Source organism: Aeromonas sp. QDB56 (genome assembly GCF_027705505.1).
Lineage (GTDB): Bacteria > Pseudomonadota > Gammaproteobacteria > Enterobacterales > Aeromonadaceae > Aeromonas > Aeromonas caviae.
The window spans coordinates 1-10,986 of the sequence record NZ_JAPDBZ010000135.1 but is presented as its reverse complement, the minus strand read 5'-3'; the positions used below and the strand labels follow the sequence as shown (position 1 = coordinate 10,986).

General features: G+C 62.2%; 10 protein-coding genes. 6 read left to right on the top strand and 4 right to left on the bottom strand.

Annotated features, from left to right (window positions below):
• Positions 1–51 precede the first annotated feature (51 nt).
• The 5 genes from OKB81_RS16680 to ruvX all read left to right on the top strand — a co-directional run bounded on the left by OKB81_RS16680 (position 52) and on the right by ruvX (position 3,855).
• Positions 52–705, top strand: a complete 654-nt coding sequence (locus tag OKB81_RS16680) for an endonuclease (protein WP_270805328.1) — start codon at positions 52–54, stop codon at positions 703–705.
• Between the two features lie 129 nt (positions 706–834).
• Positions 835–1,566, top strand: a complete 732-nt coding sequence (rsmE, locus tag OKB81_RS16675) for a 16S rRNA (uracil(1498)-N(3))-methyltransferase (RefSeq protein ID WP_052816450.1) — start codon at positions 835–837, stop codon at positions 1,564–1,566.
• Between the two features lie 122 nt (positions 1,567–1,688).
• Positions 1,689–2,639, top strand: a complete 951-nt coding sequence (gene gshB, locus OKB81_RS16670; RefSeq protein WP_270664645.1) for a glutathione synthase — start codon at positions 1,689–1,691, stop codon at positions 2,637–2,639.
• A 156-nt stretch (positions 2,640–2,795) separates the two neighbouring features.
• Positions 2,796–3,350, top strand: a complete 555-nt coding sequence (locus OKB81_RS16665; RefSeq protein WP_010673864.1) for a YqgE/AlgH family protein — start codon at positions 2,796–2,798, stop codon at positions 3,348–3,350.
• Positions 3,351–3,432: 82 nt separating this feature from the next.
• Positions 3,433–3,855, top strand: a complete 423-nt coding sequence (gene ruvX / locus OKB81_RS16660; protein WP_160839027.1) for a Holliday junction resolvase RuvX — start codon at positions 3,433–3,435, stop codon at positions 3,853–3,855.
• On the opposite strand, the gene yidZ is transcribed toward ruvX, so the two are convergent.
• From yidZ to OKB81_RS16640, 4 genes are all read right to left on the bottom strand, one after another.
• The gene (gene yidZ / locus OKB81_RS16655; protein ID WP_160839029.1) at positions 3,852–4,892 is read right to left on the bottom strand and encodes an HTH-type transcriptional regulator YidZ; all 1,041 of its coding nucleotides are present in this window, start codon (positions 4,890–4,892) and stop codon (positions 3,852–3,854) included. The two genes, ruvX and yidZ, sit on opposite strands and share 4 nt — an antisense overlap.
• A 10-nt stretch (positions 4,893–4,902) precedes the next feature.
• The gene (locus tag OKB81_RS16650; protein ID WP_270805327.1) at positions 4,903–6,069 is read right to left on the bottom strand and encodes an MdtL family multidrug efflux MFS transporter; all 1,167 of its coding nucleotides are present in this window, start codon (positions 6,067–6,069) and stop codon (positions 4,903–4,905) included.
• Positions 6,070–6,361: 292 nt separating this feature from the next.
• Positions 6,362–7,513 carry a CMY-1/MOX family class C beta-lactamase gene (gene blaMOX / locus OKB81_RS16645; RefSeq protein ID WP_160839033.1) on the bottom strand — a complete coding sequence of 384 codons (1,152 nt, stop codon included), beginning with the start codon at positions 7,511–7,513 and terminating at the stop codon, positions 6,362–6,364.
• Between the two features lie 179 nt (positions 7,514–7,692).
• Positions 7,693–9,123, bottom strand: a complete 1,431-nt coding sequence (locus OKB81_RS16640; RefSeq protein ID WP_104455510.1) for an alanine/glycine:cation symporter family protein — start codon at positions 9,121–9,123, stop codon at positions 7,693–7,695.
• Positions 9,124–9,848: 725 nt separating this feature from the next.
• On the opposite strand from OKB81_RS16640, the gene tal reads away from it, so the two are divergent.
• Entirely contained in the window at positions 9,849–10,799 is a 951-nt protein-coding gene (tal, locus tag OKB81_RS16635; RefSeq protein WP_010673859.1) for a transaldolase, read from the top strand.
• Positions 10,800–10,986 lie beyond the last annotated feature (187 nt).

The window sequence follows — 10,986 nt, the reverse complement described above, 5'->3', positions numbered from 1 at the left end:
TGTACGACAACAGGTCAACTGAGCGAAATCGGCGCCTGAGAGACTGCTGTCCTGCTTTGGAATTGTGCAACAAGGCCCATCCAGACATTTCGCGCCGCCAAGCAGGATCTGAACAAGCTCTACCAGAGCCACCCCGTCACCTTCTACTGCGGTTGCAACATCAAGTTCAGCGGCAAGAAGATGGCCCCCGACTGGGAGAGCTGCGGCTACCTGCCGCGCAAGCAGGCCGAGCGGGCCTCCCGCATCGAATGGGAGCACGTGGTGCCCGCCTGGGAGTTCGGCCACCAGCTCCAGTGCTGGCAGGACGGGGGTCGCAAGAATTGCGGCAAGAGCGACGAGTTCAACAGGATGGAGGGAGACATGCACAACCTCTTCCCCGCCATCGGCGAGGTGAACGGTGATCGGGCGAACTTCCGCTTCAGCGACTGGAACGGCAAACCGAACCAGTACGGCAAGTGCCAGATGCTGGTGGACTTCAAGGAGCGCCAGGTGCAGCCGCCCAAGGGGCCGGTGCGTGGCCAGATCGCCCGCGCCTACCTCTACATGAGCCAGCAGTACGGACTGCGTCTGGCGGCCCAGCAGCGCAAGCTTTACGAAGCCTGGGACAGGCAGTATCCGGCTGATCGCTGGGAGTGCGAGCGCAACCGCCGTATCGGCAAGCTGCAGGGCAATACCAATCCCTTCATTGAAAAGCAGTGCCAATAACCCCATTTGACCAGGGAGGGGGAGCGTCCCCCTCCTCCTGAATCCCTTCACTCTCTGTCTCGCGAGCCTTGCTCGCCGCCGTGCAGTAGGGTATTGAAGGGTTTCCAAGCAAGAGACTGACTATCAGCCATGCGCATTCCACGTATCTATGAACCGGCCAGCCTGCAGGTGGGCCAGACCCTCGCCCTGTCGGAAGACGGTGCCAATCACATCGGCCGCGTGCTGCGCATGCAGCCGGGCCAGCAGCTCGAGCTGTTCAACGGCGACGGCCACCAGTACCCCGCCACCATCACCAGTGTGGGCAAGAAGTCCGTTGAGGTGACCATCGACAGTTGCGAGACCCGCTCGGTGGAGTCACCGCTGGCCATCCACCTGGGTCAGGTGATCAGCCGCGGCGACAAGATGGACTTCACCATCCAGAAATCCGTGGAGCTCGGCGTCACCTGCATCACGCCCCTCTTCTCCGAGCGCTGCGGCGTCAAGCTGCCCGCCGATCGGCTGGAGAAAAAGCGCGAGCAGTGGCAGAAGGTGGTGATCAGTGCCTGCGAGCAGTGCGGTCGCAATACCGTGCCCGAGGTGCGCATGCCGATGGAGCTGGACGCCTGGCTGGCGGAAGAGACCCAGGAGCTCAAGCTCAACCTGCACCCGCGCGCCCCTTACAGCATCAACACCCTGCCCATCCCCGAGCACGGCGTGCGCCTGCTGATCGGCCCGGAAGGGGGCTTGTCCAGCGACGAGATCGCCCGTACCGTGCAGGAAGATTTCAAGGAGATGCTGCTGGGGCCGCGGGTGCTGCGCACCGAAACCGCCGCCCTGACGGCGATTACTGCGCTTCAGTGCCGCTTTGGCGATCTGGCCTGACAGCCGACCCCACCCCGGCCCTCCCCTTCGAAGGGGAGGGAGCAACAGGCACCTCCCCCTTGTGAAGGGGGAGGCAGGGAGGGGGTCATCACATCCAATCGAGCCACCAGAAGGAATCTCGGATGACCATCAAACTCGGCATCGTGATGGACCCCATCTCGGCCATCAACATCAAGAAGGACTCCAGCTTCGCCATGCTCGAAGAGGCGCAAAAGCGCGGCTACGAGCTGTTCTATCTGGAGATGAAGGATCTCTACATGGAGGCCGGTCGCGCCTTCGGTACCATGCGCCCGCTCACCGTCAAATATGACTATGCCGACTGGTACACGCTGGGCGAGGTGGTGGATCAGCCGCTCTCCAGCCTGGATGTGATCCTGATGCGCAAGGATCCCCCCTTCGACACCGAGTTCATCTACGCCACCTACATGCTGGAACGGGCCGAGGATGAGGGTTGCCTCATCGTCAACAAGCCCCAGAGCCTGCGCGACGCCAACGAGAAGCTTTACACCGCCTGGTTTGCCGAGCACACCCCGACCACGCTCGTCACTCGCAGAGCAGACAAGCTGCGTGCCTTCCACGCCCAGCACAAGGACGTCATCCTCAAACCGCTGGACGGCATGGGCGGCGCCTCCATCTTCCGCATGAAGGAGGATGACGCCAACGTCGGTGTCATCATCGAGACATTAACCTCTCACGGCAGCCAGTACTGCATGGCGCAGACCTATCTGCCCGCCATCAAGGATGGCGACAAGCGGGTGCTGGTGGTGGATGGCGAGCCGGTACCTTACTGCCTGGCCCGCATTCCGGCCCAGGGTGAGACCCGTGGCAACCTGGCGGCCGGCGGCCGTGGTGAGGCGCGCCCTTTGAGTGAAGCGGACTGGGCCATCGCCCGCGCGGTAGGCCCGACCCTGAAAGAGAAGGGGCTCATCTTCGTCGGCCTCGACATCATCGGCGATCGCCTGACCGAGATTAACGTCACCAGCCCGACCTGCATCCGCGAGATTGAGGCGGCCTTCGACGTCTCCATTACCGGCATGCTGATGAACGCCATCGAGCGCCGACTGGGCCGCTGACCCCTTCGTTGCTGCGGCGAGGACACACACACACAAGGGGCCGTGAGGGCCCCTTTGACTACCGCCCTCCTGCCGGCAAAAAGCGGTTTTGCCCGCCGCCATCAACTGCCATAATCACCCCAAATACCTTTGCACGCTTAGAGATACATACGCTCCATGCAAACACTGCAAAATCACTTTCTGCTCGCCATGCCGAGCCTCACGGACGCCTATTTCCAGCGCTCCCTGGTCTATCTGTGCGAACACAGCAGCGAAGGCGCCATGGGACTGGTGGTCAACATTCCGGTCGACATGTCCCTGGACGCCATGCTGACCAAGCTCAACCTCAATCCCCCCGCCACCGCCGAGATGAAACAGCCGGTGTTGCAGGGGGGCCCGGTGCACGGGGATCGCGGCTTCGTGCTGCACAGCTTCCGCCCGGGGTTCAACTCCACCCTGCAGGTGAGCGACGAGATGATGGTCACCACCTCCAAGGACATTCTGGAGACCCTGGGCACCGACGAGGCGCCGGACCACTGGCTGGTGGCGCTCGGTTACGCCGGCTGGAGTGCAGGCCAGCTCGAGCAGGAGCTGGTGGATGGCGCCTGGTTGGTGATCCCCCCCAATCCCAAGCTGGTCTTCGATACCCCCATCCACCTGCGCTGGCAGCAAGCCGCAGCGAGCATTGGGGTCAACCCCCTGCACCTCTCCAGCCAGGTGGGCCATAGCTGACACCCCGGCCCTCCCCCACGAGCAGGGGGAGGCAGGGAGGAGGCTTCCCCCTTCATTTATCCATCCATTTCGAGGAGACCCCATGTCATCACGCAGCATCATGGGCTTTGACTACGGCACCAAGAGCATCGGTGTCGCCATCGGCCAGGAGCTCACGGGCAGCGCCCGCCCCCTTCGCTCCCTCAAGGCGAACGACGGCATCCCCAACTGGGACGAGATAGAGAAGCTGATCAAGGAGTGGCAACCGGATCTGCTGATCGTCGGTCTGCCGCTCAACATGGATGGCACGGAGCAAGAGATCACGGTGCGGGCCCGCAAATTCGGCAATCGCCTGCATGGCCGTTTCGGCAAGCCGGTGGAATTCAAGGATGAGCGACTCACCACCACGGATGCCCGCGCCCGCCTGTTTGAACGTGGCGGCTACAAGGCGCTGGACAAGGGGAGCGTGGACGGCGTCTCCGCCCAGCTCATCGTCGAAGCCTGGATGGAAGAGCAGTACGACTAAACCGGGGTGCCTCCTCCCCCTTGCTTCTCTTTCGCCGCCCCGCTCTCCATGGGCCCGCCCCAGGCAAAACGCGTCATCCCCGCCGCGGCCAGGCCATAGAGCCGCCGGATCTCCCCCCGCAACCACATCACCTTGGCATCCTGATTGTGGCGCTTGTGCCACAGCAGGATGAAGGCGATCTCCAGCTGGGCATAGAGAGACTCTTCCAGCGGCAACGGCATGGGGATGAGGTCGGGGTGATGTCTGGCGGCATAGTCCGCGCAATATGAAGGCACCACGGCGATCAGCTCGTGGCTCTTTTGGGCGGCGATATGCAGCGCCTGCTCGAAGCTCGCCACCATGATGGGCACCTGCCGCCTGTGGCCTTCGTCCTCCAGCAGATCGTCCAGTGCCCAGCTGTCGCTGGCCTCCCACACCACGCTCACCTGGGGGCAGGCCAGAAAGCGGGTCAGCGACCACGTCTGCCCGAGCAAGGGGTGATCCTTGCGCAGGAACACCACGGGACGATCGCAGAACAGCACCTCATGATCGATGTAATAGGGCAGCCGGTTGACCCTGGCATGGGAGCGGCCGTGGGTCTCCCGGGCGCAGAAGCCGAGGTCCGCCTCCCCGTTGACGATGTCGTTGAGGGAGTGGTGATCCCAGCCCAGCATCCTGACCACGGAATGGGGGTACTTCTGGTAGATGGTCGTGGGCAGCTCGCTCAGGAAGCTGATGCCGAAGGGGGACTCCATCACCAGACTGAAGCGGGCCCCCTCGGGGATCGCCTCGCGGTTGAGGGTGCTGATGCTCTCGGTGAGCTGGAACCAGGTCTTGAGCTCCTCTGCTAGGGTCAGGGAGAGGTTGGTCGGCTGCAAGCCCTGGCGCACGCGCACGAAGAGGGGGTCCCCGAACCAGTCCCGCAGCTTGCCGAGCGCCTTGCTCACCGCCGACGGGGTGACACACAGCTTCTTGGCCGTCCCCGCCACGCTGCGCTCCTGCATCAGGTGCCTGAAGACCACCAGCAGGTTCAAATCGAGTTCACCCAGATTGCGCATCGTTTCTCTCCTATCCCCGAGCCCGGACTCGCCGGATCGCACGCCATGGTAGCAGCACCTTGACCACCAGGTAACCGATCAGCGCCAGCAGGAGTGCCAGGATCAGCATCCAGAGCGCAGGCATCCCCAGATGGCCCATCCCCCAGATGAAGAGCCCGGACAACCCTATCTGCATGATGCAGAGCAGGGCACTGGCCGATGCCACCTGATCCCCGCACACATCCAGCGCCTCCCCCATCGCCACCCCGAACCCGCAGGAAAAACCGATGCAGACCAGGGCACACCCTGCCAGCAGCCAGGACAGGCCGCCTTCGGGCCCGCTGCTGCACAACAGGGCGAGCAAAGCCAGCAGGTAGGCGAGATGGGAGAGCGCCAGCACCCTTGCCTTGCCGAGCCAGCGCAGCAGCAAGGGGGTCAGGAAGGAAGCGGACATGCTCACCCCGGCCATCGCCATCATCAGCCGGGTGTACTGCTCGGGAGGCAGGCCGAACGTGGTCATCAGGACGAAGGGCGAGACGCTCACATAGACCAGGATGGCGGCCACGCTGGCGCTGGTCAGCAAGGCGCGCTGCATGAAGGGGGCCGTGCCCAGCAGGGCCAGCGGCGATGCCCCCGCAGGCTGGCGGGCGGGGCGGGTCTCCTTGAGCAGTCGCAGGTTGACCAGGGCACTGATGGCGGCCACCAGCGCCATGCCCACGAAGATGCCGCGCCACTCGAAGTGCGACAGGATGAGATAACCGAGTACGGGAGCCAGCACCGGAATGACGCAGATCACGCCGTTGATGAGGGAGAGAGCCATCGCGAGGCGCGCCTGGCTCAGCACATCCCGCAGCACGGTGAAGGTCATGATGTAGAGCGCTCCAGCGCCCACCCCTTGCCAGAAACGCCCCAGATAAAACTGGGCGATGCCGGTCGCCTCCGCCGCCACCAGGGAGGCGACCACGAAGATGAGGGCGCCCCCCAGTACCACGGGGCGCCTGCCATGGCGATCCGCCAGCATGCCCCCCGGCAGCACGGTAGCCGCCATGCCCAGCAGATAGATGGAAAAAGCGGTGTGGATCTGCGCCTCGCTCCCCTGCAGGGTTTGCGCAATGCGGGGGACGGCCACCAGATAGAGATCGATCCCGAGGGGATAGAGGATGATCATCAGAAAAGTACACAGCAGAAACATACCCATGAAGGCTCCATAGCAGCAGGTTTCACCATCACAGGTGCGCTGTCAGCGAGATTGACAACTCAATCCTGCAAAAGCAGAGGAAGATGCCGGGCACTATAGAGCAGGCGGCCTGCCGGGGCCTAGTGACGAGATGGCACTCGGTGGATGCCAATCCGGACATCTCCCGCAGGAGAGGTCCGGATTGGCATGCTCATCGACCCGCCCCCTGCCAGGTCGCCCTTGAGGGGTCGGGTCCGAGGTAACGGGCACGCCGCGATGCGGCGTGCCCTCAAGGCTCAGCGAAGGCGCTCCATTACCTGGCCAGTTGCGTCAGGATGGCGTGGGCCGCCTTGATGCGCGCCTCGTTGGGGTAGTTGCGATTGGCCAGCATAACGACGCCGATCCCTTTGGCCGGCACGAAGGCCACATAGGCCCCGAAGCCGTTGGTCGAGCCGGTCTTGTTGAAGAGCACAGGGTGCCCTGTTGCAGCGGGCGCGGGCGCCGCCGGGTTGGCATTGTAAATCATCGCCGGGGAGTTGCCCGCCAGCAGCGTCTGCTCGCTGACGGGATAGGGGTAACGCTCCCAGCCCAGTCCCTGGGTCATCTCCCCCACCGCATACTGGCCCTGGTGAGTCAGATCGATGGCCTGCTGCATGGCCGCATTATCCACCCCGCTGATGTTGGCCTTCACAAAGCGCAGCAGATCCGCCGAGCTGGTCTTGATGCCGTAGGCCTCGTCCGCCAGCATGCCGGGAGTGACGCGGATGGGCTTGTCCTCCTTCGAGTAGCCGTAGGCGTAGTGCCCCATGGCCTGCTCGGGCACATTGAGGTAGGTATGGTACAGGCCAAGCCCCGGCAGGATCGTCTGCTCCATCAGGCGATCGAACGGCTGCTTCATGCTGCTCGCCGCCAGATAGCCAAAGAGCCCGATGCTGGGGTTGGCGTACTGGCGATGGGAACCCGGCGAGTAGGCTGGGGTCCACTGGCGGTAGTAGGCCTGCATCTTCTCGAGCGAATCCACCTCCTCGGGGAATTGCAGCGGCAAGCCGCCCGCGCTGTAGGTAGCCAGCTCCCCCATGGTGATGTTGTCAAAGGCGGATCCCTTGAGCCAGGGGGCGAACAGACTCGCCTTGTCATCGAGCTCGAAGCCCCCCTGCACCACGGCGTAGGCCCCCAGCGTCGCGGTCAGGGTCTTGCTCACGGAACCTATCTCGAACAGGGTCTGCTCGCTGACACCGACTGCGCGCTCCCGATCGGCCACACCGTAGTTGAAATAGTGGGCCTTGCCATCCTTGAGCACGGCCACCGCCATGCCCGGGATCCTGTGCTCCTTGAGCAGCGGCCGGATGCTGGCATCCACCACGGGGCGCAGGGGATCGGTCGCCGCCTTGTCACCGGCATGAGCCAGACCGGCCCACATCAGGGTGGCCAGAGCGCCCCACAGGATGGATTGTCGTTGTTGCATTGCATGTCTCCTGACTGTCGTTAGCAAGGTATCGCCATGGCGGCGAGTGATGAACCCAGCATAGTCCCGCGAGGTGTGCTGCCGATGAGGCTCTGTGAAGTCAGTGTGAAGCCGCCCCCTCTTTTTACCCATGAAAAAGGGGAGCCATGGCTCCCCTTCAATCACCTTGCAACGCAGGCTTATTTCTTGCCCGGGTTGTCCCAGATCCCCTCTTCCAGCTGGCTACGCAGCTCGGGGTATTTGTTGGCATCGAAGGTCGGCACGCGGCCCACCTTGAGCTGGTCGTTGTAGTCCTTGGCCAGCTTGATGGCGACGCCGGAGAGCAGCAGGATGGCCACCAGGTTGACGATGGCCATCAGCCCCATGGAGACATCCGCCAGAGCCCACACGGTCGGCAGTTCGCCCACGGAGCCGAACATCACCATGCCCAGCACGAACATCCGGAACAGCATCAGGCCGCCCTTGTGGTTGTGCTCGAGGAACACCAGGTTGGTCTCCGCATAGGAGTAGTTCGCCACGATGGAGGTGAAGGCGAAGAAGAAGATGGCCGCTGCGATGAAGATGTTGCCACCGCCGCCCACCTGGGAGGAGAGCGCGCGCTGGGTCAGCTCGACACCGGTCACGCCGGAACCCGGCTCGAACTGGCCGGACATCAGGATGATGGCGGCAGTACAGGTACAGATGACGATGGTATCGAGGAAGACCCCCAGCATCTGCACATAACCCTGGGAGGCCGGGTGCGGCGGATAGGGGGTGGCGGTGGCGGCAGCGTTGGGGGCAGAGCCCATGCCCGCCTCGTTGGAGAAGAGGCCGCGCTTGATGCCGTTGATCATCGCCTGGGAGATGGCATAGCCCATGGCGCCGGAACCCGCCTGCTCGATGCCGAAGGCAGACTTGATGATCAGGGCCAGCACGCCGGGCAGCTCGCTGATGTTCATGGCCACCACGAACAGCGCCATCAGGATGTAGGCGAGCGCCATGAAGGGCACCACCAGCTCGGCGAAACGGGCGATGCCGCGGATGCCGCCGAAGATGATGAGGCCGGACAGCACCACCAGGGCCAGACCGCTCACCCAGTCAGGGATGCCGAAGGCGACGTTCATGGCCAGGCTGATAGAGTTGGCCTGCACCGCGTTGAACACCAGACCGAAGGCCAGCAGCAGGCAGAGGGAGAAGACCACCCCCATCCAGCGCATGCCGAGGCCGCGTTCCATGTAGTAGGCGGGACCGCCCCGGTAGTTGCCATCCTCATCCTTGACCTTGTAGAGCTGGGCCAGGGTGCTCTCCACGAAGGCGGTGGCCATGCCGATGAAGGCGATCAGCCACATCCAGAAGACGGCGCCAGGGCCACCCAGATAGATGGCGACGGCCACACCGGCCAGATTGCCCGTCCCGACGCGTGCCGCCAGGCTGGTACACAGAGCCTGGAAGGAGGAGATGCCGGCGCTGTCGGATTTGCGACTGTTGCGCAGGACCGAGAACATGTGGCCGAAGTGGCGGATCTGGATAAAGCCCAGGCGGAAGGTAAAGAAGATACCGACCCCGATCAGCAGGTAAATGAGCACGGCTCCCCACATCAGGTCGTTAATCATTGCAATCAAGGTGTCCATAATTCTCTCGTTGTTATCACATCCATGGCCAGTCTGCGCTGACCGCTCTCTGTCAATTTCCGAACCAGCATTGCGCCGAAGGGGCGGAATCTAGCATAGGGAGGGAATTCAGAATAGTGACAGGGCTCACTGGGGAGACAAAAAACGAGCAATCTGATGCAAAAAAGCTTCATTTAGCACGCAATAAATCAACAAAAATTGATGCGCTACCCAGCGCCCTTACAAATTAGAGCTAATAGAGAACCATTTTACAACTCATCCCATGGGGGTAAAAACCGCTGAGTGAAACGACATCAGGGAGACAAGCGTTTGCCTCTCATGCCCCATCGGCAAGGGGTTGTAACGCAAAACGTTTTACACGTAATTAAATTTCAAGTAGCTGACAGAACTATTTATGTGACCTCCCGCACAAATTCATGAATCCACCAAAATAATTGCGCTTTTCCATGTCGGAGCCAGCCGCCACACCATGAATAAAACTCGTTTTTTATCAAACACTTTCACTCGACAGCCGGTACCGCTTTCACCACCTGGCTGATTCGCATACAAGCCCCCCTATTGCAGGATGCGCCACATCCGTATTAATTAGGCAGGCAATGACGATGGGGCCTGCCCATCGCCCCTTTCTGAGCCTGAGCCGCCGGGATTTTGTAATTTAATTTCAGAACTGCCGTCTCATGCCCGCCACCCTGGGATTGCTCCCTCATAAAGAGATGATATTTGCCATGGCCGATAAATTGACCCAGCTGAAAGCCCTGACCACAGTGGTTGCCGATACCGGCGACATCGAAGCCATCAAGCGCTACCAGCCCATCGATGCCACCACCAACCCCTCTCTGGTACTCAAGGCCTCCGAGATCCCCGAGTACGCAGCCCTGATCCAGGACGCCATTGCCTGGGCCAAATCCCAGAGCCAGGACAAGGCACAGCAAATCATCGACGCAGGCGACAAGCTGGCGGTCAACATCGGCCTCGAAGTGCTGAAAATCGTCCCGGGTCGCATCTCCACCGAAGTGGACGCCCGCCTCTCCTTCGACACCGACGCCAGCATCGCCAAGGCCCGCAAGCTGATCCGCCTCTACAACGAAGCCGGCATCAGCAATGATCGCATCCTGATCAAGCTGGCCTCCACCTGGGAAGGGATCCGTGCCGCCGAGGTGCTGGAGAAAGAGGGTATCCAGTGCAACCTGACCCTGCTGTTCTCCTTCGCCCAGGCTCGTGCCTGTGCCGAAGCCGGCGCCTTCCTCATCTCCCCCTTCGTGGGCCGCATCCTCGACTGGTACAAGGCCAAGAACGGCCGTGACTACACCGCCAGTGAAGATCCGGGCGTGGTCTCCGTCACCGCCATCTACAACTACTACAAGCAGCACGACTACCCGACCGTGGTCATGGGCGCGAGCTTCCGCAACACCGGCGAAATCCTGGAACTGGCCGGCTGCGACCGCCTGACCATTGGCCCCGCTTTGCTGGAAGAGCTGAGCAAGGCTGAAGGCACCGTGGTGCGCAAGCTGGACTACACCGGCGAGCGCACAGCCAAACCGGCCCCGATGACCGAAGCCGAATTCCGCTGGGAGCTGAACCAGGACGCCATGGCCGTCGAGAAACTGGGGGAAGGCATCCGCCTGTTCGCCATCGACCAGGGCAAGCTGGAAACCATGCTGGCAAGCCACCTGTAAGGCCGCTCGCCACACGGCTCTCACAGAGCGAAGTGGCGCCGCAAAAACCGGGCTCCCGCAAGGGCAGCCCGGTTTTTTTGTGCCTGTTTCCGGTTGTCACAACTTCGTCATAATACCAATCGGATTAAACATTAGGTCAGTTTTATCCAATCTCGGCTACAAAGTGACATCACCCGCTCCACATCGG

What these genes read in the sequence shown, in the direction of transcription:
- rsmE (WP_052816450.1), top strand. Translation starts at nt 835, where the DNA reads ATGCGCATTCCACGTATCTATGAACCGGCCAGCCTGCAGGTGGGCCAG.
- gshB (WP_270664645.1), top strand. Translation starts at nt 1,689, where the DNA reads ATGACCATCAAACTCGGCATCGTGATGGACCCCATCTCGGCCATCAAC.
- OKB81_RS16665 (WP_010673864.1), top strand. Translation starts at nt 2,796, where the DNA reads ATGCAAACACTGCAAAATCACTTTCTGCTCGCCATGCCGAGCCTCACG.
- ruvX (WP_160839027.1), top strand. Translation starts at nt 3,433, where the DNA reads ATGTCATCACGCAGCATCATGGGCTTTGACTACGGCACCAAGAGCATC.
- yidZ (WP_160839029.1), bottom strand. Translation starts at nt 4,892, where the DNA reads ATGCGCAATCTGGGTGAACTCGATTTGAACCTGCTGGTGGTCTTCAGG.
- OKB81_RS16650 (WP_270805327.1), bottom strand. Translation starts at nt 6,069, where the DNA reads ATGGGTATGTTTCTGCTGTGTACTTTTCTGATGATCATCCTCTATCCC.
- blaMOX (WP_160839033.1), bottom strand. Translation starts at nt 7,513, where the DNA reads ATGCAACAACGACAATCCATCCTGTGGGGCGCTCTGGCCACCCTGATG.
- OKB81_RS16640 (WP_104455510.1), bottom strand. Translation starts at nt 9,123, where the DNA reads ATGGACACCTTGATTGCAATGATTAACGACCTGATGTGGGGAGCCGTG.
- tal (WP_010673859.1), top strand. Translation starts at nt 9,849, where the DNA reads ATGGCCGATAAATTGACCCAGCTGAAAGCCCTGACCACAGTGGTTGCC.